Here is a 25,109-nt window from a genome sequence, read left to right on the forward strand (position 1 = left end):
TGACGGGATGGCCGAGCCGCACGACCTGACCGCGTTGGAGCAGGCCGCCGCTGTCGCCGGCGGCGAGCTGTCCAGCGTCGACCTGGTCGAGCACTACCTGCGCCGGGTGGCAGCCATCGGCGACACCGTGGGCGCGTTCGTCACGGTCACGCCGGAGTTGGCCCGGCAGGCCGCCCGCGCCGCCGACGCCGTACCGGTCGAGCGGCGCGGCCCGCTGCACGGCGTACCGACCGCGATCAAGGACCTCACGCTCACCGCCGGGATTCGCACCACCTTCGGCTCGGCCGCCTTCGCCGACTTCATCCCGCCGGTCGACGCCGACGTGGTCCGGTTCATCAAGGCCGCAGGGCTGGTCAGCCTTGGCAAGACGACCACCTCCGAGCTGGGCTGCTCGCTCTACTCGGAGGGTCGGGTCGCGCCTCCGGCCCGCAATCCGTGGCAGCTGGCGTACACCGCGGGTGGGTCCAGTGGCGGCGCGGCGGCGGCGGTGGCGGCCGGGTTGGTCCCGGTCGCCCAGGGCTCCGACGGCGGCGGCTCGCTGCGCATCCCGGCGTCGCTGTGCGGCCTGGTCGGCTACAAACCCAGCCGCGGTCTGGTCTCCGGAGGGCCCGTCGGCTCCGGCGCGTTCGGCCTGCCCACCAGCGGCCCGATCGGGCGGACCGTCACCGACGTCGCGGCGCTGCTCGACGTCATGGCCGTGCCGGTCCCCGGCGAGCCCTACCTGCCGCCGCCCGCGCCACCCGGCGGCTACCTGGCCGTCGCGCGCCGGGCCGAGCCCGGCCGGCTGCGGATCGGCCGGTTCACCACGCCGATGCTCGCCGACGAGCCGGTGCACCCCGAGTGCGTGGCCGCCGTGGACCGGGCCGCCGCGCTGCTCACCGCGGCCGGCCACGAGGTGGTCGAGGTGCCGCCGCCGCTCGGGCCGGCGGCGTGGCCGCTGTTCGAAATCCTCTGGTACGTGCTGGCGCTCGCCCCGGTGCCCCCACAGCGGGAGGCGGAGCTGTTGCCGCTGACCCGGCTGCTGCGGGCCCGGGGCGCCGAGATCTCCGCCGGGACCCTGGCCGCCACCCTCGGTGAGCTCCAGGCGCAGGTACGCCTCGGTGCCCGCCGCACCGCCGGTTGCGACCTGCTGCTCTGCCCCACCCTGGCCGCCCCGCAGGCACCCGTCGGCTGGTTCACCGCCGACGGTGACCCAGCGGCGGACTTCGACCGGCAACGCCGCTTCTCGCCCTACTGCGCCATCTTCAACGTCACCGGCGATCCCTCCGTCTCCCTGCCGTTGGGCACCACGACCGACGGCCTGCCCGTCGGGGTGCTGCTCACGGGCCGGTACGGCGACGATGTGCGGCTCATCGCGACCGCTGCGCAACTGGAGAACTCCAGTGACGGATGGGATCGGCACCCCGCAATCTGGCGGGCCACCGACTCCGCTAACGTGAATGGCGACGGCGTCGGGCGGTCGGCATCATGATCGTCCATCCGACCCGGTTGTTCGAGGTCGTCCTTCTTCCGCCTGGGGGCGTTGGGATTGTCTGTTACCGAGACGTTGCTGGTCTTCGTCGGCATCCCGTTGGCCGCGGTGCTGGTCATCGCCGGCCTGTCGTACGTCGGTAGCCGTGGTGGTGGCACCGGCGGTCGCGGTGGCGCCAAGCGCTACCGGCCGGGCCGGCCCTTCGACTTCACTCCGGTCTGGTTCCTGGGCCGTCCGGAGCAGCTGGCCGACTCGGCCGGCACCGCGCTGACGGCGGGGGCGCAGGCGCCCGCGCTGACCAGCCACAAGCTTGAGCAGGCCAGCGTCGAGGCGCCGGCCGGTGGAACCGGAGGCGCAAGTGACCGTTGGTGAGAAGCAGGCCGGGTCGGAGAATCCGCCCGAGGTGCTGGACGGGCCGTTCTCAACCCGCCAGCTGCTGCGCATCGACGAGGCCCTGCGCCTGGCCGACCAGGGCACCGGCCTGGTCTTCTCGGTCTTCGTCGGCGGTCTCGACGAGCCCATCCGTGACCACGCCCAGCGGCTGCACCGCCAGCTCGCCGACCCCGACAAGTCGGTGCTGATCGCCGTGTCGCCCAACCAGCGTCAGCTGGAGATCGTCACCGGGCGGTACGCCCGCAAGCGCATCCCCGACACGTACGCCAAGCTGGCCGCGCTGTCCATGGTTGGCGCGTTCAGCGGCGGCGACCTGGCCAGCGGCATCATCAACGGCCTCGACCAGCTCGCCAGCCACGCTGGCAAGGGCTGAGCCCTCCCTCGTACGACCCAAGCCACGCCACGATCGTGCTCGATCCAGGAAGTAGGGGCCTCGGCCGCGCCAGATACCCCTACTTCCATGTTCGAGCGTGATCTTCCGTGTGGCCCGATCGTCGTGGGTAATGCTGCGCGCTGAGCGCGCCGGACGAAAGATCCACACCAGGTCAGCGATATGGGGGCGTCCCGTGCGGGCGGTCACCCCCATATCGGCGATGTCGAGTCGATCAAACGAGCCGGACCGCCCGGCAGATCCTCGCGATGATTCCCGAGGTCACCGCCGTCTTCGTGGCCAGCCGGCCTCGATCGGGCGGGGCTTCGGGTTGTCTGGGGCTGCTCCGCGCGGCCAGCCGCTCGGGTCCCTCATCGGCCCCGGCCCGGCATGGGCTCGGCGCCGGCGCCGACGGGCTCACACCCACGCCGTCGCGGGCTCACACCCACGCCGACGCCGGCGCGGGCTCACACCCACGCCGGCGCGGGCTCACACCCACGCCGACGCCGGCGCGGGCTCACACCCACGCCGACGCCGGGCCGCGTACTCCCTGCTCAGCTCTGCTGGGCGTCCTTCGCGCGGGCCTTGAGCGCCCGCACCACGCCGTCGCGGCCCTCGGCGACCAGCCGGCGCAGCGGACCGAGGTGCCCGTCACCGGCCAGCCACGCGTCGGTGGCCGCCACCGTGTCGTCGTCCACCAGGTAGGTCGGGTACGCGAGTTGGGCGAACTCCTGCGCCGGCTCGCTGTCCCGGGTGGCCCACACCTGGCCCACCGCCGCGAAGTACCGCTCCCGGTACGGAGCGATCAGCTCCACCTGCGTTGGGTGGGCGAAGCCCTGCAGCAGGGCCCGGTGGCGCCAGTTGGGCAGCGCGTCGGGGCCGGTGAGCAGCGCCCAGACGGCGGCCTTGTTCTCGGCCGTCGGCACCAGCGCGTGCACGTACGCGGCCTCCCGCTCGCCGCTGGCCGTACGGTCGCTGGCCAGCTCCGCCTCGATCTCTGCGGCACCGGCCGCCCCATTGGCCACCAGCGCCCCGAGCACCGACCAGCGCAGCTCGGTGTCCACGGTCAGCCCGGTCGGTATCCCGGTGCCGGCCAGCCAGCCGCGCAGTGTGGCCAGATCCTCCTCGGAGCGGGCCGCCGAGGCGTACGCGCGGGCCCAGGCCAACTGGAACCCGCTGCCGGGCTCAGCGGCGGCGAGCGCGTCGCGGGCGGTACGGGCAAGCTCGGCCCAGCCGGTCGGGGACCAGGCCGGGTCGGCGTAGAGGGTGATCGCGGTGGTCGCCTGCCGCAGGGTCGCGGTGACCAGGTTGATGTCGGTCTCCGCGGGTAGCCCGCTCACCACCAGCGCCACGTAGTCGCGGGCCGACAGCTCGGCGTCGCGGATCATGTCCCATGCCGCGGTCCAGCACAGTGCCCGCGCCAGCGACGACTCGAAGCCACCGATGTGCTGCACCACGGTTGCCATCGAGCGGTCGTCGAGGCGCAGCTTGGTGTAGCTCAGGTCGTCGTCGTTGAGCAGCAGCACGTCGGCCGCCCGGACGCCACGCAGCTCGGCGAGGTCCGTCCGCTCGCCGGTCACGTCCACCTCGTGCCGCTCGCGGCGGACCAGCCGCCCGTCCGTCAGGTCGTACAGGCCCACGCCGATCCGGTGCGTCCGCAGCGTCGGGTACGCGGCCGGCGCCTCCTGCCGCACCACCACCTGCTCGTACGTGCCGTCCGCGCCGATGGTCACCTCCGGCCGCAGCGTGTTGACCTGCGCGGTCTCCAGCCACTGCGCGGCGAACTTGCGCAGCTCCCGGCCGGACGCGGTCTCCAGTTCGGTGAGCAGGTCGTCGAAGGTGGCGTTGCCCCAGGCGTGCTTGCCGAAGTAAGCCCGCAGCCCGGCCACGAACGGCTCCTCGCCCACGTAAGCGACGAGCTGCTTGAGCACGCTCGCGCCCTTGGCGTAGGTGATGCCGTCGAAGTTGACCTCGACGGCCTCCATGTCCGGCATCTCGGTGTAGACCGGGTGGGTGGAGGAGAGCTGGTCCTGCCGGTAGCCCCAGTTCTTCCGGATGGACAGGAACGTCGTCCACGCCTCGGTGAACCGGGTGGCGTTGGTGTTGCACCAGTGGCTGGCCCACTCGGCGAACGACTCGTTCAGCCACAGGTCGTTCCACCAGCGCATGGTGACCAGGTCACCGAACCACATGTGCGCCATTTCGTGCAGGATCGTGTTGGCCCGCTGCTCGTACTCGAAGTCGGTGACCTGCGAGCGGAACAGGTAGTGCGACTCGGCGTGCGTCACGCAGCCGAAGTTCTCCATCGCGCCGGCGTTGAAGTCGGGCACCCAGAGCTGGTCGTACTTCGGCAGCGGGTAGCGCACGCCGAACTTCTCGTGGAAGAAGTCGAACCCCTGCTTGGTGATCAGGAACAGGTCGTCCGAGTCGAGGTAGGGCGCCATCGAGGCCCGGGAGAACACACCCAGGTCGATGCCGTCGTGGGTGTCGCGCACCTCGTGGTACGGCCCGGCGCACATCGCCGTGATGTAGGTGCTCATCCGGGGCGACTCGGTGAAGTGCAGCGTCTTGAGCCCTTCACCGGCCGGCTCCTCGCGCTGCACCGGCATGTTGGACACCGCCCGCCAGTGCGCCGGCACCGTGGCGTGCCAGGTGTAGACGCTCTTCAGGTCGGGCTGGTCGAAGCAGGCGTACACCCGCTGCGCGTCGGCCGTCTCGAACTGGCTGTAGAGGTACGTCTCGCCGTCCACGGGGTCGACCGTGCGGTGCAGACCCTGACCGCTGTTGGAGTAACCGAAGTCCGCGTCGACGACCAGGGTGTTGTCGCTGTCCAGCTCGGACAGGATCAGGCCCTTCTCGGCCGACCAGTCGGAGAGGTCGACCGGCGCGCCGTTCAACGTCGCGGACCGTACCGACTCGGCGGCCAGCTCGATGAACGTGCTCGCTCCCGGCTCGGCGCAGCGGAACCGGACCTCGGTCGTCGACCGGAACGTGCGACCGTCGGCCGCCAGCACGGCGGTCGACAGGTCCAGACTGATGTCGTACCCCGTAACGGTGAGCAGGCGGGCCCGCTCGGTCGCCTCGACCTGCGTCAGGTTGCGCACTCCCGGCACTGTTCGTCTCCATCCCACATTTCGCCGTACGCCCGGCGGCGCCCGTTCGCCAACCGCTCGTGGCGGCCGGCCCGATTCGAGTCTTCCATGTACGGGCAGCCCGCGGTGGCCGAGGTCACGCTCTCATTCGGGTGCCGGTCGATGCGCTGCGGGGTGAGGATTCTCCTGAGACGCCGGACTGCCGGCGCCACCCGTCGCGAAGGGACATCACCGTGACCGATCGTGTCACCGCCGACATGTGGTTCGACCCGGCCTGCCCGTGGGCGTGGATCACGTCCCGCTGGCTGCTTGAGGTCGAGCAGGTCCGTGACGTGGACATCCGCTTCCACGTGATGAGCCTGGCCGTGCTCAACGACGGCCGGGACAACCTGCCCGAGGAGTACAAGGACTTCCTGACCACCGCCTGGGGCCCGGTGCGGATCTGCATCGCCGCCGAGCAGCGGTACGGCACGGACGCCCTGCGCCCGCTCTACACCGCGCTGGGCACCCGGATCCACCTCGGCAAGGAGGAGCGGGGTCAGGAGCTCTACGTCGCCGCGCTGACCGACGCCGGCCTGGACCCGGCGCTGGCTGCGGCCGCGGACAGCACCGACTACGACGACGCGCTGCGGGCCAGCCACGAGGCCGGCATGCGCCCGGTCGGGCAGGACGTCGGCACCCCCGTCGTCCACGCGCCCGGTCCGGACGGCAGCCCGGTCGCGTTCTTCGGCCCGGTGATCACCCCCGCCCCGAAGGGGGAGGCCGCCGGGCGGCTCTGGGATGGCGTCCTGCTGGTCGCCAGCACCCCGGGCTTCTACGAGCTCAAGCGCACCCGTGAACAGGACCCGATCTTCGACTGATCCACGACCACCACGCGCCCCCGTCCGGACTCCGTCGGCTGTCCGAGCGGGGGCGTGTTCGTCGGACGCCGGGTGCGGCTGCGAGTTCGGAGGACGGACATGGCGTCACCGGTGGGCGGGCGGCGTCGTTTCCCTCGGTGTCCGCCGGAGCGACCCGCAGGGCCGCACCCCGCAGTTCGTGGAGGCAATCCCGATGGCCAAGCACCGTGCGTCCGGTGACGATCAGCTGACCCGGCAGGGGGTGATCGAGACTCCCGGCGCGGCCTACTGGTCCGTCGACGACTCCCGCTGGCCTGCGGTCCGCCCGGACCTACCCGCCCACCTGGTGGATCTGCTCGCGCCGCCCATCGTGGTGGGCGTGGCCCGGGTCCCGGTGACCTCCCGGCTCACCCCGCCCGCGTCGGCCGATCTGCCCGCGTCGGCCGATCTGCCCGCATCGGCCGATCTGCCCGCATCGGCAGTTCCGCTGGCGTCGGCCGACCCGCTGGCGTCGGACGTCGATTCCGTGCCGGACGATCTCCCGGCGTCCGCTCCGGCGCTGCTCGTGCCGTCGTCGGCGGCGCCGGCCCAGCCCGCGCCGCCTCCGCCGGCGCCCGCCGCCCCGCGTCCGGTGCCGACGCCGCCGCTGAACCCGCGGCCCGTCCCGTCGCCGCCCCCCGAGCGTCCCGTGCCGGGGCCGCCCACGACACCCCGCCGCAGCGTGACCACCGGGCCGGCCGCGTCCGGCCGGCGGGGCAACAACGGTGGGCCGGCAACCGCGGGTCGGCACCGTCGAGGCACATCCGGCCGCGCCGGCTGACCGCTGCGGCCTCCGGCCCCGGTGCTTTCATCTGGTGGACGCCCTGCGGGTCCCCGGTCGACGGCAACACCGCCGCCGGTAGCGTCAGTGGGCATGACGGTCGTGCATCCGATCACCCGGGCCTGGGTCACCACTGGCGGCACCGGCGCGCAAAACTACGACGAGTTCGCCGACGACGCGGAGATCACCGCGATCATCGAGACGAACCCGCACAGTGCCCTCGGCATCGAAATGCCGCACCGCGCGCCGGAGAGCCTGGGCAAGTCTTTCCTCGACGCTCTCCCGGACGCGGTGGCCCGCCTCACCGAGGCCAAGGCCGACGGCAGCTACACCCCCGCCGAGCAGGTGGTGGTGCTCTACCGGATCACCGCGCCGGGGGAGGAGCCGGCGTACGGGCTGTTCGCGATGGTGGACACCGACCAGATCTCCACCCGGGCCGACGAGCCGGGCCTGGTCATCCGCAACGAGGACGTCTTCATCGCCAAGGTGCGCGAGCGGGTGGCGCTGGCCGATGCGCTGGGCCACCTGCTCTCACCCGTACTCCTGTTGCAGACGGGGCGTGGCGACGAGCTGCACGCCGCGCTCGCGGCGGCGACGGACACGGCCGGCGCGCCCGCCGCCACGGACACCGACCAGGCGGGGCGCACGCATGCCATCTGGCTGCTCGGCCCCGGTCCGGAGCAGGCCACGCTGACCGCCCTCGCCGGTGGCGGGGAGCTGGTCGTCGCCGACGGCAACCACCGCAGCCTGGCCGCCCAGACCGGTGACCTGCCGCGCTTCCTGGCCGTGGTCACCACCCCTGCGTCGGTGGCCATCCAGCCGTACAACCGGCTGGTCAGCGAGCTGACCACCACGCCGGCGGAGCTGCTCGACCGGCTGCGGGCGGCGGGGGCCGAGGTCGAGCCGATCGACGGCCCGGTCGAGGTCCCGACCGCCAGCGGCACCGTGCACCTCCGCCTCGACGGCCAGGGGTACGCGGTGCGCCTGCCCGCCACGGTCGCTGGCAGTCTGGAAAACCTGGACCACGCCCTGGTCGAGCGGCTGCTGCTCCGCGACGCGCTGGGGCTGGACCCGGGCGACAAGCGGATCACCTACGTCGGCGGTGACTACCCGGCGAGCTGGCTCACCGGTGAGGTCGACGCCGGTCGGGCCGAGCTGGCCATCCTGATCGCGCCAGTGACCGTGTCGGATTTCGTCGCGGTGAACCTGGCCCGGGAGAAGATGCCCCGCAAGAGCACCTGGTTCACCCCGAAGGCGCGGGGCGGTCTGGTCGTCGCTGAGCTGCCGCGCTGAGCGGCCGCCCACATGATCGTGTGACGAACCCGGCTCGGGGACGCCGCCCCCGCGACGTCCCCGAGCGCGGCCTGACAGACTGCCCGGTATGCGCGTCTACCTGGGATCCGATCACGCCGGTTTCGAGTTGAAGGTGCACCTGGCCAACCACCTGGCCAAGCAGGGGTACGACGTGGTCGACGTCGGCCCGCGCGCCTACGACCCGGACGACGACTACCCGACGTTCTGCCTGCACACCGGCGACCAGGTGGTGGCCGACGAGACGGGCCTCGGGGTGGTCATCGGTGGGTCCGGTAACGGTGAGCAGATCGCCGCGAACAAGGTCGCCGGGGTCCGCGCCGCGCTGGCCTGGAGCGTGGAGACCGCTCAGCTGGCCCGCCAGCACAACGACGCGAACGTGGTCGCGGTCGGCGCCCGCCAGCACACGCTGGACGAGGCCACCGCCATCGTCGAGGCGTTCCTGAACACGCCCTTCTCCGGCAACGAGCGGCATGCCCGTCGGATCGCCCAGGTCGCCGAGTACGAGCACACCCGGCAGCTGCCCGACCTGCCCTGACCTCGTCGACGGTCAGCGTGGAGGGCGGGGCAGGTCCTCGCGGGGCACCCAGTTGCGGCGGACGACCACCACTCGGGCCTCGGCCTCGGCCAGGTCTTCGTCGGTCGAGCGGGCCGCGTCCCGGGCCCGCAGCGCGGCGCTCAGCCCCACCTGGGACGAGCCGGAACCGACCAGCCCGCGCAGCCCCCGCTCGCCGTCGCGCTCGTCGCCGCCCGGGTTCCTGCGGCGCGGCGGCGGGTCGTCACCGTCATGCACGCCCGTGGTGCTGGCGGTCGGGCCGTCGGCGCCTCGGCCGGCCGGCTCGGGTTCGGGGTGGTGGCGCAGCCGTCGCCGTCGTCGGTCGGGATCAGCCATCAGCCGACCGTACCCTGCCGGGGGTGTGATTCGGCACCGTCGTGCCGGCCCGCGCCTCGGGCGGGTTCGGCCACCGATGTGCCGGCTGGCTACCCTCGGATCCAGGCGGCGGTGATGTCGTCGGTCAGGGGGAGGACGAGATGGCAGACCAGACGCAGCCGTGGGCGGAGCGGACCGTGGAGGTGCCACCGCAGGCCGGCGTCGGGGTGCCGCCGCAGCGCGATGGTTTCCGCCGGGGTGTGGCGCCGGTGGGTCAGCGGCGCAGCCCGCGGACCGAGCCGTTCCCCGTGGTCGAGCAGGAGCCGACCGGCACCGGTTGGCCCGGCGGTCCGGCCCCGCGCCGGTCGTTGAGCTGGCGGATGGCGCAGCTGCGTCGCGGCGGTGAGTGGAGCGCTGTGGCGGGGCTCTTCGCGTTCGTGTGCTGGGGGATCTGGGCGCTCTCCGGCCAGGGTGACCTGAGCGGCCCGCTGCTGGTGCTGGTGCTCAGCCTCCTGGTGGCGGTGGGCCTGTTCGCCCTGTCCCGGCTGGTCGGCCGCGTGGTGCTGGAGCGGCAGCTTGGTCGGGTCCGGCGCAGCGCCCGAGGTGCCCACCTGGCGACGGCGGTCTTCCTCGTCGGCCTCGGTGTGGCCTGGCTCCAGCAGACCGAGTGGGTCGTCTCGGCCTGGAACTGGATCTCCTCGAACTGACCGAAGGCGCGCACGGGCGGCCGGCTCAGGGCCGCCCGCCCGTGCACCCGGTCGTCTCCCCCACCAGGCAAGGCCGCTGCTTACCCGGCCGGCCACGGATGAACCGTGGCTGGCCGGTCGGACTGGTACCCCGTTCGGGGTCTGCCCGGTCAGCGTCGCTGCGGCGGTCAGTGGGTGCCGCCGTGCCCCTCGGCATCGGCTCGGGGCGACGCGACCCGGGCAGCCGGGTCCTCGACGCCGGGCTCGCCGCCGTCCGGGGCGACCATCCCGTCGTAGTTGTAGAGCGGCTGGCCGTCGTCGTGCTGCTTGGTGGTCTTGATGTAGCGATGCATCATGCCATCGATTTCCACCTCGACGAGAGCCTCGTCGCCGGTGTCGTGGATGCTGCCGTCTCGGGGGCCGCCAATCAGGTGGGCCGTGGTGTTCGTGTCCATGCACAAGGCCCTACCCGCCAGCCACTGGGCAGAAACAGGCGAAATGCCGCCCCCCTGGGTCTGCTCGGCCAGCGGTGCCGCGCCCGGCTCGCGGACGCGGCACCGCCGCGAGCTCAGCCGGCGGGCTGGGCGGCGGCGTAGTCGCGGGCCACCCGCACCAGCTCGATCAGCCCGCCCGCGTACTCCTGGGACTCGCCGTGCGCCTCGTCGAACGGCGGCTGGAAGCCGACGCCCTCCCACTCGCCGGTGGCCGGGTTCCACCGGTCGTTACCGACCTCGAAGTCCCACGCGAAGATGCCCAGCTCGTAGTAGAGCTGGTCGGCGGAGTTCCCCGCGGCGGAGTAGAGCACGTCGGCGACCGGACCGGTCTGCGACGGCCAGGTCACGGTGCCGCGTTCCTGCGCGATGGCGCCGACGATCCGTCGGGCGCTGTCCAGGAACATTTTCGACTCGTCGATCGACGGCCGGGGCAGGGTGACCCGCCCGTCCGCCCGGTACGCCCCCGGCGGCCACATGAAGTACCCGCCGTAGGAGTGCACGTTCATCGCGAACTTGATGTTGGGATGGGTCTGGGCGAGCGCGACCACGTTGCGGCTTTCCGCTTCGGACAGCTCCGCGGTGCCCGCGTAGGTGCCGGAGAGGCAGTTGGCGCTGGCGCCCACGTAGCCGTCGAAGTACGACCCGACGGTGTAGTTGCGGTTGATGTCCACACCCCACGAGGTGCGGTTCTTCGGGTCGCGGGCCGGCCCGGTGCAGTGGTTGACCAGGTTCTTGCGTTGGAAGTTGAAGTCGTTGAACGAGTAGTTCGCGCCGTCCGGGTTGACCGTCGGGATGACGAAGACGTCCACCTGCTCCAGCAGCTCGCGGGTGGCCGGGTCGGTGCGGTAGTTGGCCAGCATCCGCTCCGCGAACTCCAACGTCACCAGCGGCGTGGCCCACTCCCGGGCGTGTTCCTGGGAGTACGCGAGCACCCCGACCCGGGACCCGTCCCGGTGCACGCCGAGGCGCAGTGCCTGCACCGTCCACGGCCGTGCCGGCACCTCGGTGCCCTGGAGGCCGTCGTCGAGCCGGGTGGGGCCGGCGACCGGCATGGGCAGCCCGGCCGAGCCGTCCTCGACGGTGGCCCGGAACCGGTTCGGTTGGCGGGCGTTGATCGCCGCCGCGACCTCGTCGGTGGTGCTCACCGTCTTGCCCGCGGTGTCGGTGGCCAGCGAGACCGTGAGGACGCGGTCGCGGTAGCCGACGGTCAGCGGGCGGTTTCGGCGGCCGGGGTCGACCGTCCGCACCTGCACGCCGTTCATGCTCTGGTCGCCGAAGCGGACCGACTCGACGACCACGGCGGCCACCGCCGGGTCGCCCAGGTAGGCGGCGGCGTTGCGTCGGTACCCCTGGGTCTTGTTCGGCAGGTCGATCACGTCCACCAGATCCCGGTACTGGCGGGCCAACCGCTTGATCCGCGCCTGGATGTCCACCGGCGTCAGGTACGCGTCGATGAAGTCCTTCTGGTAGCCGGCCGGCAGCGGCGGCGGGGAGGCGTTCGGCCAGAGCGCCGGGGTGACCACCCGGCTGGTCCCGCCGAGGCTGGAGGTGGCGGTCAGTTGGACCGGCCGGTTCGGCACCGGCTGGGGAAGGTTGTAGTGGTACTGGTATTCGCCGGAGTCCTCGAACCGGTACAGCGGGAACGAGCCGGTGGCGCCGTCGGCCGTCCGCCAGCTGACGGTGATCTCCACGTCCGGGTCGTCGGTGGCGGTGGTGGCCACCTGGGCCTGCAGGAACGTCTGCCCACCCGTGGTCCACCAGTACGCCTGCTGCACCTGGAGCGTGTCCACTGCCGCCGCGGTGGTCGTCCGCTGGCCGGCGGCCGGTGCGCGCAACCCGGCTGCGGTGCGGGCCTGTGCCGCCCGGACGCTCTCGGCGTAGTGCCGGCTGCCGTCCCCGGCGCGCTGCACGATCTGCACGGCCGTGGCGCCCTGCGCGGTCAGCTCGGCGAGCTGCGCGCCGCTGAGCACCAGGTCGGCGAGGATCCGCCCGTCCCGTGCGCGAGGCCGGTTGGCCAGGTCGGCACCGGCGGCGACCAGCCGGTCGAGCTGCGCCTGATCGCGCAGCTGCACCCGGACCACGGCGGTCTCGGTGGTGCTCAGGGTGATCGGTGTGGCCGGGGCGGCGGGTGCCGCGGTGCCCGGACCGGGGTGGGACAGTACCGCGCTGATCAGGATCGCTGTGGTGGCGGCAGCTGTCCACCGTCGTCGGACGATCATGTGCCCTCCTGACGGACGTCGATGTTACTGGTCCTTACACCAGTGCATAGATCGACATGTGTCAAGGGATGTGGTCCATGAGCGCCGTCCGCAGGACCGCGGAGGGTCAACCGCGACGTGCGTCGATGGGCTGCCGGCGGAGGCGGGTTCGGTGCATGCCGCGTCGTGCCGCCACGACCACCGCCAGCACCAGGCCGGTGACCACACCGGTGCTGGTCACACCTAATGCCGCCAGGCTGCCCAGAGCAGTGTCCTGGGGACCGTAGAAGCGTGGCGGATCACCGATCGAGAGGGCCGGCTGCGGGCCGGCCCCGGCTGCCGTGCAGGTCACCTCGTACCTGCCGGCTGGCCTGGCGTGCAGGGTGAGCAGGCCGCGCCACCGTTCGTTGTCGACCTTGGCACCCGCAACGAGCACGTTGGTCTGCCCGAATTCGACCATTTCCGCGCCGTCCGTCGGTGATGCCGCACACGCCACGTCAGGCGCGCCCCCATCGGTCGTCCTGAACCACACCATCTTCTCGTCCGAGAGCTGCACCGTGACCGGCTGGCCCAACGGGAGGGGCTGTCCCAGATCACCTTCGGAACGGAGGACGAACAGCAACACCCCGACGGCGGCCAGCGCGCCACCCACGGGAAGCAGTGCCGCGATGAAGAACCAGATGCGGCGGGGCCGCAGTTCTACCGCACTGATGACCGGAGCGAGAGTCATGGCGAGATCATGGACGGTGGTCGGGCGCAGCACCAGTACCCGACGGCGGCGGGCGGGCGGCCACGGTGAAGGCCCGATCCCAGCCTCGGCTTCTACCGCAGGTTGCGGCGGCCAGCGCGCCGCTGAACGAGGCCCTTCGGCGTTGGTCCCCGTAACAATTGCGCGAGTTCCGGAGCAACCCTCCGCGCCTGACCCCGCGTGACTATCTCGAAACGGGGATCGGAGGCCTGAATGAGCGATCGCGACGAGGCGTTCGCCGAGTACTTCGCGACGAGGTCCGGTGCGATGCGCGGCACCGCGTACCTGCTGTGCGGCGACTGGCACCGGGCCGAGGACCTGGTCCAGACCGCTTTCGTCAAGCTCTACCGGGTCTGGAACCGGATCTCGCGGCACGAGGTGCTCGACAGCTATGTGCGCCAGATCCTGATCCGGACATTCCTCGATGAGCGGCGTCGCGGCTGGTGGCGGCGTGAGCGGGTGGGGGGCGAGAACACCGACCAGGTGGCCCCGCCCGATTCGCCGGAGAGTCGGTTGGTGCTGCTCCAGGCACTGGCCTCCGTTGCACCACGCCAGCGGGCGGTCCTGGTTCTCCGGTACTGGGAGGACCTGTCGATCGAGGACGTCGCGACGCTTCTGGAGTGTTCTCCAGGGACGGTGAAGAGCCAGGCCGCACGCGGGCTCGACACGCTGCGCGGCCTCCTGGCGCCCACCTACACCGGGATCGAGATGGGGGAGCGATGAACGAGGAAGAGTTGCGCGAGGGGCTGCGCAGCGACATGGCGAGCACCACCCCGCCACCACCATTGAGTACGGGGGCCATGCTCGGCGTGGCGCGGCGGGCGCGCTTCCGCCGCCGTGTGGTGTGGGCGTCCCTCGGATCGGCGGCCGTCGTGTTGGCGGTCACCGGCTTCGCGGCCGTCGTCACCCCGGACGGCCGTGTCTACCAGCCGGCGGGCCAGTGGCCACAGGCTGCCCCTGACGCGTCGGGGGACACCAAGGAGGCGTGGCCGACCGGGCCCGACGGTCAGCCGCAGGAGGACCGGACGGCGCGGGCCGGTTCCAAGCATGACCAGGGAGTCCGCCTGCTCAACGAGGTCGTCTCGGTCGTGCCCGCCGGCTACAGCGCGCCGGAGGACCCGGCTGGCCAGCCCGCCGACGAGCGGACGCTGCGGACCCACCAGGCGCAGTTCGAGGACAAGGTGAACGGCGTCGACCTGTGGAGTTACACGTCCTCGGTCGCGGTGGCCCAGGGAAAGGGCACCGGGCGAGTGATCGTCGAGGTGCACGACGCCGGCAATCAGCTGCCAACCGAGCCGTGCGCGCTGGCCCGAGGGTTCTGGGGCATGCAGGGCGAATGCCAGGTCGAAACCGTCGGAGCGGTGCAGGTCGGGGTGGTGGCCCAACCGGGCAACGACGATCGGCTCGACCAGTGGTCGGCCTACCGGCACCCGGATGGCGTGGTGGTCTTCGTGGCGCAGGGCGCCAAGGTCGACGACAGTCGGTCGGCGTTGACGAAGCTGCCGTTCTCGGTGCAGCAGTTGGCGGCCCTCGCCGTCGACGAACGGTTCCACCTGAAGTGACACGCGAGCCTCGTTGAGCCGTTGTCCACACGGCGGCTCGACGGGCTCGCGCGTCGGGGCGATCCGACAGTCGGCTCGATTCGTCTCCTCATCCTGGTGCAGGAGTTTCTGCACGTGGATGAGCGACGCTAGACCTCATATAGGTCGTTGACTGGCCTAGATCGTGGGCCATCATGGGGAGATGCGCCGCGACACACCGGCCCGCCTGTTACGCCTGCTCTCACTGCTGCCGACGCCCCGCGAGTGGCCCGGCAGCGAGCTCGCCGGGCGACTCGGGGTGAGCCCGCGGACAGTGCGCCGCGACGTTGACCGGCTGCGTGAACTCGGCTACCCGGTCCACGCCAGCCTTGGCGCGCAGGGCGGCTATCGGCTGGTCGCGGGTAAGGCGATGCCACCGCTACTGCTCGATGACGATGAGGCGGTGGCAATCGCGGTCGGCCTGCGCACCGCGGCCCGGCAACCAGTTGCCGGCATCGCCGAGGCATCGCTGCGCCGGCGACGGCGCCGTCAGCCGGCGGCTCGTCGAACCGCACCGGCTGGTCCTGGTGGACCGCCGTTGGTATGTCGTCGCCTACGACAACGAACGCGAGAACTGGCGCACGTTCCGTGCCGACCGCATCGAACATGCCGAAACAACGGGGGTACGCGTACCGCCCCGCGAACTGCCGGCCGAGGATGCGTCCGCGTTCGTGATCACCCAGCTCCACGGCCTGGTACCGGTCTTCCGGGCGGTGGCGACACTGACGTTGCCAGCCGAGCAGGCCGCCGCCCGGTTGGGTGACCATGCGGGAGAGTTGGAGCCACTCGACGACACGTCGTGCCGGTGGCGCAGCCCGGAGGACACCGTCGACCATCTCCGCAGGCTCGGCGACCGCGTCATCCGCGCCGTGGCTTCGGGAACCTCGTCGGCAACCGCCCGACGTGGAGACGAGGCGCCAAGGAGCGGACGGTCGGTCAACGACCTCAACGGCGCGCTGTGAGGGGCACGAGGACGAGGACGGCAACGCCAAGTGCGGTGGCACCGACAGCCCACCACCAGAAGAATCCCGAAAAGACCGAGGCGATCAGGAGCCCCACGCCGAGGCCGGCCAGCAGGCCGAGTGCGAACAGGAGCCGTGGGGGCAGGGCGAGGTGCGGCAGGCGCCGGACCACGAGCACTTCCAGCCAGGTGCCGCCCAACGCCAACAGTGTTGCGCCGACCGCGTCCACCGCGGACAGTCCGTGACCTTCGCTGAGGGGAACGAGAACTCTGCCCTCGTCACCGGCGGGGACGAAGAGGATGAGCACGCCAGCGACGATGAGCAGAGCGGTGATTGCTACCTGCGTGCGCGGCGCATCCTCGACATCTTGCGACATCGCCACAGTCTCGGGCATGCGTCGTGGTCTTCGCAGGACCCGTATCGGCGGACATCGAGGTGCACTCCCGCTCAGCAGTCGAACACCGACCAGCAGATGTCGTTCCGCAACCGCTGGTCATCGAGCACGAGCTCGCGAATCGCCTCCGGGAGTTGGTCACGCTGCCAGCGGCACTCGAGTCTTCCCGCGGCATCGCGCTCGCCCTCCGGCGCGGCAGCACGTACGGCCTTGATCGCATAGGCGGCCGCACCGAGTTCGTGCGCGGCGACGTGTGCGACGGCCCCCGCCTGGCCAGCAGCGTACGCGGCATGCCGTGCCGCCCCACGTAGGTCTCTGGCCGCGCCCATCGCATGACCGCCCGCCGCGCGCGCCTGCATCATCGTGACCTCACCCCGCACCCAGGCGCGGGCGTGCTCGATCGCCTCACGTGGTCGTGGGTCCTCAGGCTGGACCGACTCGAACAGATGAAGGACGTGCTCCGCGCACGCCGCCGCCCACAGAGCGAGGAGATGATGATCCGAATCAGTGAGGGTGCCACCGCGACGGCGCGTGATGAAGCGAGGGTCCCGCACCTTCGACAGGATCATGGTTGGGCGCGCTCCTTCTCAGGGGACGGGCCGCGTCTTCAACCGTGGTGTCGTGGAGCACGAGGGAGTGTTCCGCCGGTCGCCCGCAAGATCGAAGTAGACCGCCTCTGACCTGGGCCGGAGGCTGGTGGAGCGGGCGACGGGAATCGAACCCGCGTAATCAGTTTGGAAGACTGGAGCTCTACCATTGAGCTACGCCCGCGTGCACCCGCCGCAGCGGGTCGCGTCGACAGCGTACCCAATGCCCGTGCCCGGCGCGTAGGCGCGCCACCGCCCTGCGGCGCCGCGTCGTCCCGGCACCGGGTCGCAACGCCCCGAAGATCCACACAATCTCAGGGATGTAGTGGTCTGCGCACGCCGTGAGGCCACCAGATCCCTGAGGTTGGGCGGATCTCGGCTCCCGGAGGCCAGGGGTGCCCGAGGCGTCCACGGAAGCGGGCAGAATAGCGCCTTTCGGAGGATGTGTCCGGGTGGGGGATGCCCCGGCACCGCCTGAGGCGCGGCGACCGCATAGACTGCACGTCGCCACGGGGTGTGGCGCAGCTTGGTAGCGCACTCGCTTTGGGAGCGAGGGGCCGTGGGTTCAAATCCCGCCACCCCGACTGTCGTCCGCGGCCGGGCCGCCCCGGGTGCCGCCCAGTGCGGTCCCCGGGCGATGCCGGTGCGTCAGGCCGGCTCACCTACACTCGATGGGCTGAATCACGCCCAGACTCAACTGAGATCCGTCAAGGAGTACGCCTGTGAAGAGCACCGTCGAGACTCTGAGCCCGACGCGCGTGCGGCTCGCCATCGAGGTGCCGTTCGTCGAGCTCGAGCCGAGCCTCAAGAAGGCGTACCGGGAGATCGGTTCGCAGGTCCAGGTTCCGGGCTTCCGCAAGGGCAAGGTTCCGACCGCGGTGATCGACCAGCGGGTGGGCCGGGGCACCGTCCTCAACGAGGCGGTCCAGGAGGCCATCCCGGAGAACATCCTCGCCGCGGTGCGCGAGCACGACCTCAAGACGCTGGGGCGCCCGGAGGTCGAGATCACCGAGTTCAACGACGGTGACTCGCTGAACTTCACCGCCGAGGTCGACGTCCGTCCGGAGATCACCATCCCCGACGCGACCACCATCGAGGTGACCGTCGACGAGCTGCAGATCGACGAGAGCGAGATCGACGAGCAGGTGAAGAACCTGCGCGAGCGTTTCGCGACCCTCAAGACCGTCGAGCGGGCCGCCGCCGAGGGCGACTACGTCCAGATCGACCTGAACGCCACCGTCGACGGCGAGGACGTGCCGGGCGGCCAGGCGAGCAACATCTCCCACGAGGTGGGCAGCAAGCAGCTCCTGCCGGGCCTCGACGAGGCCGTGGTCGGTCTCGCCGCCGGCGAGGACACCACCTTCACCACCCAGCTGGTCGGCGGCGACTTCGCCGGCCGGGACGCCGAGGTGGCGGTGACCGTGCGCACGGTCAAGGAGAAGGAGCTGCCCGAGCTGGACGACGAGTTCGCCCAGATGGCGAGCGAGTTCGACACGATCGAGGAGCTGCGCGGCGATCTGCGGGCGCGGGTCACCCAGGGCAAGCAGGTCGAGCAGATCTACGCCGCTCGGGACAAGGCGCTGGCGCAGTTGGTCGAGACCGCCGACGTGCCGGCACCGGAGGGTGTCGTCCGCGAGGAGGTCGAGAGCCGCAAGCAGGCGATGGTCGACCAGCTGGAGCGGATCGGCGCCTCCATGGAGGAATACCTCGCGGCCGAGGAGAAGACCGAGGAGCAGATCGACGCTGAGCTGACCGAGGCGGCGACCGAGGGCGTCAAGGTCCAGCTCCTGCTGGACACTCTGGCCGACGCGGAGGACGTGCAGGTCTCCGACGACGAGTTCGGGCACGAGATCGTGCACCGGGCCCAGCGCGCCGGCATGGCCCCTCAGCAGTACTACGACCAGCTGGTGCGCTCCGGCGCGGCCGCCGCGGTCTTCGGTGATGTGCGGCGGGGCAAGGCGCTCGCGGCCGTCATGGAGCGGATCAAGATCAAGGACTCGGCCGGCAACGAGGTCACCCTCGACGCGCTGCGCGCCGCCAACGAGGCCGAGCACAACCACTGATCGTCGGGTGCGGCCGCCGTCCGCCGCTGTGCGGTGGACGGCGGCCGAATCCATTTCCGGGGTACGCCGGAAGCCAGCGTTGCCGGGTCCGCCCGGGAGCCAGCGTTGCCGGGGTACGCCCGGAAGCCCGCGCCGCGGGTGCGCCCGACACAGCTGCGCTGAGAGCGAACAGTGCCCCGACCGGGACTCTGCCGCCCCGCACAGCGGTTAGTGTCGGGAAAGACGGTACGGAGAGCGAAGGGCTGCCATGACCGACATGCACATCCCAGCGGAACCGCTCCGGGCGATTGATGCCCGAGGTGGCGACACCATTGGCAACCTCGACGACTCGGTCTACAACCGGTTGCTCAAGGAACGCATCATCTTCCTGGGCAGCGAGGTGACCGACCAGGTCGCCAACCGCATCTGCGCGCAGCTGCTGCTGCTCGCCGCGGAGGACCCGGACCGCGACATCAATCTGTGGATCAACTCGCCGGGTGGCTCGGTCTACTCCGGCATGGCGATCTACGACACCATGCAGTTCATCGACAACGACGTGTCGACCGTGGCGATGGGCATGGCGGCCTCGATGGGCCAGCTGCTGCTCTGCGCGGGCACCAAGGGCAAGCGGTACGCCCTGCCCCACGCCCGGATCATGATGCACCAGCCGTCCGGTGGCCTGGGCGGCACGGCGTCCGACATCGCCATCCAGGCGGAGCAGATGCTCTACACGAAGCGGATGTTCCAGGAGCGGGTCGCGCACCACACCGGCCAGAGCCAGTCGCAGATCGAGGCGGACTCGGACCGGGACCGTTGGTTCACCGCCCAGGAGGCCATGGACTACGGCTTCATCGACAAGGTGATCATCGGGGCCGCTCAGGTTCCGGATGGCGCCGGGACCCTGAGCTGAGGAGCTGACGATGACCGATCTGAGCTTGCCGCCCCAGTTCGCGGCCGTGCACAACCGCTACGTGCTGCCGTCGTTCGTCGAGCGCACGTCGTACGGGGTCAAGGAATCCAACCCGTACAACAAGCTCTTCGAGGACCGGATCATCTTCCTCGGCGTCCAGGTGGACGACGCGTCGGCCAACGACGTGATGGCCCAGCTGCTGACGCTTGAGGGCACCGACCCGGACCGCGACATCATCATGTACATCAACTCGCCGGGTGGTTCGTTCACCGCGATGACGGCGATCTACGACACCATGCAGTATGTCCGTCCGGACATCCAGACGGTCTGCCTCGGGCAGGCCGCCAGCGCGGCGGCGGTGCTGCTGGCCGCGGGCACTCCGGGCAAGCGGATGGCTCTTCCGAACTCGCGGATCATCATCCACCAGCCGGCCACCGAGGGCGGCTACGGGCAGGGCTCGGACATCGAGATCCAGGCCCGGGAGATCCTGCGGATGCGGACGCAGCTGGAGGACATGCTGTCCCGCCACTGCAACCGCCCGATGGAGCAGGTTCGCAAGGACATCGACCGTGACAAGATCATGACGGCCGAGGAGTCCAAGGAGTACGGGCTGGTCGACACGATTCTGACCAGCCGCAAGAAGGGTCTGCTGGCCGCCCAGGCCGCCAGCTGAGCAGTACCGGGTCAGAGGTTGGCCGGGGCATCCGTTCCCGGCCGACCTCTGACACACCCGTTTTGGGGGTCGGAGAATGCCCCGGCAGCGGGTAACGTCGGGTCCGTACCGCTTCGCCGGTTCGGCCGGCGGGGTGAACTAGCCGGACGGCGCGCAGCGTCCGCAGGTCAGGGCCGGGTCTCCGGCCGATGAGTGCAGGGAGAACGTAGGTGGCACGGATCGGTGACGGCGGCGACCTACTGAAATGCTCCTTCTGCGGTAAGTCGCAGAAGCAGGTGAAGAAGCTCATCGCGGGCCCTGGGGTCTACATCTGCGACGAGTGCATCGATCTCTGCAACGAGATCATCGAAGAGGAGTTGGCCGAGTCCGGCGAGGTGAAGTGGGAAGAGCTTCCCAAGCCGATGGAGATCTGCCAGTTCCTCGACAACTACGTCGTCGGACAGGATCAGGCCAAGAAGGCACTCGCCGTCGCGGTCTACAACCACTACAAGCGGATCCAGGCAGAGGCGGCCAATGCGCCGGGCTCCGGCAATGATGCCGTCGAGCTGGCCAAGTCCAACATCCTGCTGCTCGGCCCGACAGGCTGCGGCAAGACCCACCTGGCGCAGACCCTCGCCCGGATGTTGAACGTTCCGTTCGCCATCGCCGACGCCACGGCGCTGACCGAGGCGGGCTACGTCGGCGAGGACGTGGAGAACATCCTCCTCAAGCTGATCCAGGCCGCCGACTACGACATCAAGCGCGCCGAGACCGGCATCATCTACATCGACGAGGTCGACAAGATCGCCCGCAAGTCGGAGAATCCGTCGATCACGCGGGACGTCTCCGGCGAGGGCGTGCAGCAGGCCCTGCTCAAGATGCTCGAGGGCACGGTGGCCAACGTGCCACCGCAGGGCGGCCGCAAGCACCCGCATCAGGAGTTCATCCAGATCGATACCACCAACGTGCTGTTCATCTGCGGTGGCGCGTTCGCTGGGCTGGATCAGATCATCGAGTCCCGCACCGGGCAGGGCGGCACAGGCTTCGGTGCCCGACTCCGGTCGGTGTCCGATCGGTCGACCGATGACATCTTCAGCCAGGTCATGCCGGAAGACATGCTCAAGTTCGGGTTGATCCCCGAGTTCGTCGGCCGGCTGCCGGTGATCACCAACGTGCGCAGCCTGGACCGCAGCGCCCTCGTGCGGATCCTCACCGAGCCGCGCAACGCCCTGGTTCGGCAGTACCAGCGCCTCTTCGAGCTGGACGGGGTCGAGCTGGAGTTCGACGAGCCGGCACTGGAGGCCATCGCCGACCAGGCCATGCTGCGGGGCACCGGTGCCCGTGGTTTGCGGGCCATCATCGAGGAGGTCCTGCTCTCCGCGATGTTCGAGGTGCCGAGCAACCCCGACGCCGCCCGGGTGCTGATCACCCGCGAGGTGGTCCTGGAAAACGTCAACCCGACGATCGTTCCGCGCGAGTTCACGGGCCGTCGGGCCCGTCGGGACCGCGAGGAAAAGTCGGCCTGATCCTCCCCGCATCACGCCGGTCGCTCAGTCCTGACGCGGCCGGCGTGATCGCGTTCGGCGGTCCCATTCGCCCGACGGCGTGATCGTCACCATCATCAGCCGGGTCGATTCGTCGGTGTCGTTGCGGTAGCCGTGCTCCCGGTCGGCGTGGAACTCGATGGTCTCGCCGGTCCGCACGCGGTGATCCTGCCCGTCGACCCGGACGACCACCGTGCCGGAGAGGACGTGCAGCACCTCCTTGGTACCGCGCGGGTGGTCGGGGGAGCGGTGTGCCTCCCCGGGCGCCAGGCGCCAGTCCCATAGCTCGACGAGGTCCGGCTCGCCCAGCCCGCTCAGCAGGTGGGCCGTGCCGCCGTGCTCGCCCTGCCAGAGCACGGGCGCCTCGGCGGCTGAGGTGATCTTCACGGCCTGGTCCTCGGCCGGCTCCACCAGGCGGGCGATGTTGACGCCGAAGGCGTCGGCGACCCGGCACAGCGTGCCGACGCTCGGGTTGGTGCGCGCGCCCTCGATCTGCACGAGCATCCCCTTGCTCACCCCGGACCGGCCGGCCAACTCCTCGAAGGACCAACCTCGGGCGGCCCGTAGCTCGCGCACCTGCCGGGCCACCGCGGCGGTTACCGCGCCCACCCGGTCCCCACCGGTCTTGGTCATCAAACTATCCTTCACGGTCACTATTATGGTACGACAGTCGCATGCTCCCCATTGTCCTGGCAGCGGTGTCCGCAGTCGCGTTCGGCACCGCCGACTTCGCCGGCGGGAAGGCGTCCCGACGCGCCAACCCGATCGCCGTGACCGTCATCTCCCAACTGCTGAGCGTCCCGCTGCTGGTCGTGCTGGTTCTGGTGGTGCCTGGCACCCCGACCGTCGGGGACATCGGCTGGGGCCTGCTGGCCGGTGTGGCCGGCGCGGGCGGGGTCATGCTGCTCTACCGGGCCCTCGCCGGCGGGATGATGGCCGTGGTGGCACCGGTCACCGCGATCACCGCCGCGGTGGTGCCGATCATCGCCGGCCTGTTCATGGCGGCCTCCCCGGGCGCCCCGGCGCTCACCGGCGCAGGCCTCGCGGTGCTGGCGATCGCCCTGGTCAGTCTGGGGCAGGGCGGCAGCCGTCGGACCGTCCCGGTGCGGCTGGTCGGGCTCGCCCTCGCCGCCGGGGCACTCTTCGGTGTCTTCTTCACGCTCCTCGGCCAGGCCGACGAGAGCGCCGGAATGTGGCCGGTGGCAGCGGTGCGAGCCAGCTCGATCGCGTTCGGTCTCGCGCTGGCCGCCGGCACCGGCGTGCGGTTGCGGATCGGACGACCCGTGCTGGGCTGGGCGGCGGTCGCCGGTCTGCTCGACAGCGCCGCCAACGCGCTCTTCGTGGCCGCCGCCGCTCGGGGTCACCTGAGCATCGTCGCGGCGGTCACCGCGCTCTACCCGGCCAGCACCGTGCTGCTGGCGTTGGCCGTCGACCGGGAGCGGCTGCGCCCGGTTCAGATCGCGGGCCTCGGCTTCGCCGCCGGAGCTCTGGTACTGGCCAGCCTCTGACGCTGTCCGTGCCGGCCCTTCCGGCCGTACCCTGTGCTCATGCGTGTCGCCGTCTGCCAGCTGAACGCGCGGGACGACCGCAAGGCCAATCTGGCCGCCGCGGAGGTCCTGCTGGAACGCGCGGCCGCCGGCGGCGCGGACCTCGCCGTCCTGCCGGAGTACGTCGACTACCTCGGTCCCGCCGCCGGGTTGCCGGAGCCGGAGCCGGTGGACGGTGAGGTCGGCACCTTCTTCGCCGGGATCGCCGGGCGGCTCGGGATCTGGTTGGTGGCCGGCTCGTTCCACGAGGCCGGACCGGACCCGGAGCACACCTGGAACACGTCACTGGTCTTCGACCGCTCCGGCAACCTGGCCGCGAGCTACCGCAAGATCCATCTGTACGACGTGGAGATCCCGGGTCGGGTCTCCTACCGGGAGTCGGCGACTGTCGCCCCCGGGCTTCAACCGGTGGTGGTGGATGTCGAGGGTCTGCGCGTCGGCCTGTCGGTCTGCTATGACCTGCGCTTCCCGGAGCTGTACCGGTTGCTCGCCACCGACGGTGGCGCACAGTTGCTGGTGGTTCCCGCAGCTTTCATGATGCATACCGGACGGGACCACTGGGAGGTCCTGTTGCGGGCCCGGGCGATCGAAAACCAGTGCTTCGTTGCGGCGGCTGGCCAGACCGGCGACCACGAGCCAGGTCGCACCTGCTTCGGGCGCAGCATGGTGGTGGACCCGTGGGGGACCGTCCTCTCCCAGCTGCCGGACGGCCCAGGGGTTTCCGTCGTCGACCTGGATCTCGACCGGCTCGCCGCGATCCGGGCCGAGCTGCCCAGCCTGGCCAATCGCCGGCTCTGAGCCTCAGCCCTCCAGCAGGACGCCGATCACCGCGAACCCGGCGATGGCCGCGGCGGTGACCAGCAGCGCGGTGGTCATCCGGGACCTGCCCCGTCGAGCCAGCCGTCCTACCGAGAGCACCAGGACGACCAGCACGACCGCACCGATCACCACCTGCCAGAACGGCAGGAGAAGGCCAAGCAGCGCCTCCTCGGCGAACACTCTGGCGCCGTGCCCGGACTCATCCATGTCTGACACTCTGGCACGTCGAGCCGGGCCGCGTCGCCGGCTGCACCGGTGACCCGTCGCGTGCCGGTCGGCCAAACCAGTGATGAACCCTGATTTGCCTTCTCCAGGCCGTCCGCGTAACTTTCTCTCTGCACGGGGGAGGCCGGACAAACCGGCCGAGAACGGGCGCCAGGCTCGTGGCGGAAACGCCGAGCGAGACTGAGGATCGGGCGGTGCGGAACACTCCGGACACGGGGTTGCGAACGCGAAGCCGACCGGGTAAGGTTTTGGAGCCGGCAGGAGCCGGGCGGAGAGCCGCGAAGCGGCGATCGGCCGGTCTGCGGCTTCCCACGACAGTAACGACCGCCGTTTACGGCGTGCGTCATCGTGGATCCGGACGAGCCACATTGATCGCCTCGAACATGAGGTTGACAATGAAAACTTGACCGAGTAGGTTTGAGCGGTTGCCCCGAGTTGGGGTTCCACTGAGGTGGGGCTTCTGGTCGGTGTGTGGTTGTTCTTTGAGAACTCAACAGGGTGCTTTAAAAGCCAGTGCCAATTATGATTTATACCCCGGACTGGTCGGGCTTTAT

At 70.8% G+C, this 25,109-nt stretch carries 25 protein-coding genes, 2 tRNA genes and 1 pseudogene; 18 read left to right on the forward strand and 10 right to left on the reverse strand.

Going from position 1 to position 25,109, the window contains the following annotated elements; genetic code table 11:
* The first annotated feature begins 7 nt into the window (after window positions 1-7).
* The 3 genes from ABZT18_RS20945 (at window position 8) to ABZT18_RS20955 (ending at window position 2,237) form a co-directional block, all read left to right on the forward strand.
* The gene (locus ABZT18_RS20945; RefSeq protein WP_354996121.1) at window positions 8-1,471 is read left to right on the forward strand and encodes an amidase; all 1,464 of its coding nucleotides are present in this window, start codon (window positions 8-10) and stop codon (window positions 1,469-1,471) included.
* 75 nt (window positions 1,472-1,546) lie between these two features.
* Window positions 1,547-1,843, forward strand: a complete 297-nt coding sequence (locus ABZT18_RS20950) for a hypothetical protein (RefSeq protein WP_354996233.1) — start codon at window positions 1,547-1,549, stop codon at window positions 1,841-1,843.
* Complete coding sequence (locus tag ABZT18_RS20955) at window positions 1,830-2,237, forward strand: DUF5130 family protein (RefSeq protein ID WP_354996120.1); 408 nt, start codon at window positions 1,830-1,832, stop codon at window positions 2,235-2,237. Before ABZT18_RS20950 ends, ABZT18_RS20955 begins: the two co-directional genes overlap by 14 nt.
* 551 nt (window positions 2,238-2,788) lie before the next feature.
* On the opposite strand, the gene pepN is transcribed toward ABZT18_RS20955, so the two are convergent.
* On the reverse strand, window positions 2,789-5,338 hold the full coding sequence (gene pepN / locus ABZT18_RS20960) for an aminopeptidase N (RefSeq protein WP_354996119.1): 2,550 nt from the start codon (window positions 5,336-5,338) through the stop codon (window positions 2,789-2,791).
* A 221-nt stretch (window positions 5,339-5,559) separates the two neighbouring features.
* Between pepN and ABZT18_RS20965 the strand changes: the two genes are divergently transcribed.
* From ABZT18_RS20965 to ABZT18_RS20980, 4 genes are all read left to right on the forward strand, one after another.
* Window positions 5,560-6,186, forward strand: a complete 627-nt coding sequence (locus ABZT18_RS20965) for a disulfide bond formation protein DsbA (RefSeq protein WP_354996118.1) — start codon at window positions 5,560-5,562, stop codon at window positions 6,184-6,186.
* A gap of 193 nt (window positions 6,187-6,379) precedes the next feature.
* Window positions 6,380-6,985 (forward strand): hypothetical protein, encoded by a 606-nt coding sequence (locus tag ABZT18_RS20970; RefSeq protein WP_354996117.1) that lies wholly within the window; start codon window positions 6,380-6,382, stop codon window positions 6,983-6,985.
* 93 nt (window positions 6,986-7,078) lie between these two features.
* On the forward strand, window positions 7,079-8,278 hold the full coding sequence (locus ABZT18_RS20975; protein ID WP_354996116.1) for a DUF1015 family protein: 1,200 nt from the start codon (window positions 7,079-7,081) through the stop codon (window positions 8,276-8,278).
* Window positions 8,279-8,366: 88 nt separating this feature from the next.
* Window positions 8,367-8,834: a ribose-5-phosphate isomerase gene (locus ABZT18_RS20980; protein ID WP_354996115.1), complete on the forward strand. Its 468-nt coding sequence runs from the start codon at window positions 8,367-8,369 to the stop codon at window positions 8,832-8,834.
* 12 nt (window positions 8,835-8,846) lie between these two features.
* Here ABZT18_RS20980 and ABZT18_RS20985 read toward each other — a convergent pair whose 3' ends face one another.
* Window positions 8,847-9,188 carry a hypothetical protein gene (locus ABZT18_RS20985; protein WP_354996114.1) on the reverse strand — a complete coding sequence of 114 codons (342 nt, stop codon included), beginning with the start codon at window positions 9,186-9,188 and terminating at the stop codon, window positions 8,847-8,849.
* A gap of 140 nt (window positions 9,189-9,328) precedes the next feature.
* On the opposite strand from ABZT18_RS20985, the gene ABZT18_RS20990 reads away from it, so the two are divergent.
* Window positions 9,329-9,874, forward strand: a complete 546-nt coding sequence (locus ABZT18_RS20990; RefSeq protein ID WP_354996113.1) for a hypothetical protein — start codon at window positions 9,329-9,331, stop codon at window positions 9,872-9,874.
* A 167-nt stretch (window positions 9,875-10,041) separates the two neighbouring features.
* Here ABZT18_RS20990 and ABZT18_RS20995 read toward each other — a convergent pair whose 3' ends face one another.
* The 3 genes from ABZT18_RS20995 to ABZT18_RS21005 form a co-directional block, all read right to left on the reverse strand.
* Window positions 10,042-10,308, reverse strand: a complete 267-nt coding sequence (locus ABZT18_RS20995) for a hypothetical protein (RefSeq protein WP_354996112.1) — start codon at window positions 10,306-10,308, stop codon at window positions 10,042-10,044.
* Window positions 10,309-10,421: 113 nt separating this feature from the next.
* A complete protein-coding gene (locus ABZT18_RS21000) occupies window positions 10,422-12,566 on the reverse strand; it encodes a M14 family zinc carboxypeptidase (protein ID WP_354996111.1) in 2,145 nt (714 codons plus the stop codon).
* A 106-nt stretch (window positions 12,567-12,672) separates the two neighbouring features.
* Window positions 12,673-13,275, reverse strand: coding sequence for a hypothetical protein (locus ABZT18_RS21005; RefSeq protein ID WP_354996110.1), 603 nt, complete (start codon window positions 13,273-13,275; stop codon window positions 12,673-12,675).
* Window positions 13,276-13,506: 231 nt separating this feature from the next.
* Between ABZT18_RS21005 and ABZT18_RS21010 the strand changes: the two genes are divergently transcribed.
* From ABZT18_RS21010 to ABZT18_RS21020, 3 genes and pseudogenes are all read left to right on the forward strand, one after another.
* Window positions 13,507-14,016 (forward strand): SigE family RNA polymerase sigma factor, encoded by a 510-nt coding sequence (locus ABZT18_RS21010; RefSeq protein ID WP_354996109.1) that lies wholly within the window; start codon window positions 13,507-13,509, stop codon window positions 14,014-14,016.
* Complete coding sequence (locus ABZT18_RS21015) at window positions 14,013-14,855, forward strand: hypothetical protein (RefSeq protein ID WP_354996108.1); 843 nt, start codon at window positions 14,013-14,015, stop codon at window positions 14,853-14,855. Before ABZT18_RS21010 ends, ABZT18_RS21015 begins: the two co-directional genes overlap by 4 nt.
* A gap of 181 nt (window positions 14,856-15,036) precedes the next feature.
* Window positions 15,037-15,835: pseudogene (locus ABZT18_RS21020) on the forward strand (WYL domain-containing protein).
* Here the strand turns inward: ABZT18_RS21020 and ABZT18_RS21025 are convergent.
* From ABZT18_RS21025 to ABZT18_RS21035, 3 genes are all read right to left on the reverse strand, one after another.
* A complete protein-coding gene (locus ABZT18_RS21025) occupies window positions 15,819-16,229 on the reverse strand; it encodes a hypothetical protein (RefSeq protein WP_355252224.1) in 411 nt (136 codons plus the stop codon). The pseudogene ABZT18_RS21020 and the gene ABZT18_RS21025 overlap by 17 nt on opposite strands.
* A 53-nt stretch (window positions 16,230-16,282) precedes the next feature.
* Window positions 16,283-16,798, reverse strand: coding sequence for a putative immunity protein (locus ABZT18_RS21030; protein ID WP_354996106.1), 516 nt, complete (start codon window positions 16,796-16,798; stop codon window positions 16,283-16,285).
* A 128-nt stretch (window positions 16,799-16,926) separates the two neighbouring features.
* A tRNA-Gly gene (locus ABZT18_RS21035) sits at window positions 16,927-17,000 on the reverse strand.
* Window positions 17,001-17,326: 326 nt separating this feature from the next.
* Between ABZT18_RS21035 and ABZT18_RS21040 the strand changes: the two genes are divergently transcribed.
* The 5 genes from ABZT18_RS21040 to clpX all read left to right on the forward strand — a co-directional run bounded on the left by ABZT18_RS21040 (window position 17,327) and on the right by clpX (window position 21,946).
* Window positions 17,327-17,400 (forward strand) — tRNA-Pro (locus ABZT18_RS21040).
* A gap of 138 nt (window positions 17,401-17,538) precedes the next feature.
* The gene (gene tig / locus ABZT18_RS21045) at window positions 17,539-18,879 is read left to right on the forward strand and encodes a trigger factor (RefSeq protein ID WP_354996105.1); all 1,341 of its coding nucleotides are present in this window, start codon (window positions 17,539-17,541) and stop codon (window positions 18,877-18,879) included.
* Window positions 18,880-19,126: 247 nt separating this feature from the next.
* Window positions 19,127-19,768, forward strand: coding sequence for an ATP-dependent Clp protease proteolytic subunit (locus tag ABZT18_RS21050; protein WP_354996104.1), 642 nt, complete (start codon window positions 19,127-19,129; stop codon window positions 19,766-19,768).
* A 10-nt stretch (window positions 19,769-19,778) separates the two neighbouring features.
* Window positions 19,779-20,441, forward strand: coding sequence for an ATP-dependent Clp protease proteolytic subunit (locus tag ABZT18_RS21055; RefSeq protein WP_354996103.1), 663 nt, complete (start codon window positions 19,779-19,781; stop codon window positions 20,439-20,441).
* Between the two features lie 209 nt (window positions 20,442-20,650).
* On the forward strand, window positions 20,651-21,946 hold the full coding sequence (gene clpX / locus ABZT18_RS21060) for an ATP-dependent Clp protease ATP-binding subunit ClpX (RefSeq protein ID WP_088949750.1): 1,296 nt from the start codon (window positions 20,651-20,653) through the stop codon (window positions 21,944-21,946).
* Window positions 21,947-21,970: 24 nt separating this feature from the next.
* On the opposite strand, the gene ABZT18_RS21065 is transcribed toward clpX, so the two are convergent.
* The gene (locus tag ABZT18_RS21065) at window positions 21,971-22,597 is read right to left on the reverse strand and encodes an XRE family transcriptional regulator (protein ID WP_354996102.1); all 627 of its coding nucleotides are present in this window, start codon (window positions 22,595-22,597) and stop codon (window positions 21,971-21,973) included.
* Between the two features lie 41 nt (window positions 22,598-22,638).
* On the opposite strand from ABZT18_RS21065, the gene ABZT18_RS21070 reads away from it, so the two are divergent.
* Both ABZT18_RS21070 and ABZT18_RS21075 read left to right on the forward strand, forming a co-directional pair.
* Complete coding sequence (locus tag ABZT18_RS21070; RefSeq protein ID WP_354996101.1) at window positions 22,639-23,472, forward strand: DMT family transporter; 834 nt, start codon at window positions 22,639-22,641, stop codon at window positions 23,470-23,472.
* Between the two features lie 39 nt (window positions 23,473-23,511).
* A complete protein-coding gene (locus ABZT18_RS21075; RefSeq protein ID WP_354996100.1) occupies window positions 23,512-24,309 on the forward strand; it encodes a carbon-nitrogen hydrolase family protein in 798 nt (265 codons plus the stop codon).
* A 3-nt stretch (window positions 24,310-24,312) separates the two neighbouring features.
* On the opposite strand, the gene ABZT18_RS21080 is transcribed toward ABZT18_RS21075, so the two are convergent.
* Window positions 24,313-24,537 carry a hypothetical protein gene (locus tag ABZT18_RS21080; RefSeq protein WP_354996099.1) on the reverse strand — a complete coding sequence of 75 codons (225 nt, stop codon included), beginning with the start codon at window positions 24,535-24,537 and terminating at the stop codon, window positions 24,313-24,315.
* Between the last annotated feature and the right edge of the window lie 572 nt (window positions 24,538-25,109).

Origin of the sequence: Micromonospora sp. NPDC005291 (assembly GCF_040607415.1) — a bacterium.
Taxonomy (GTDB): Bacteria; Actinomycetota; Actinomycetes; order Mycobacteriales; family Micromonosporaceae; genus Micromonospora.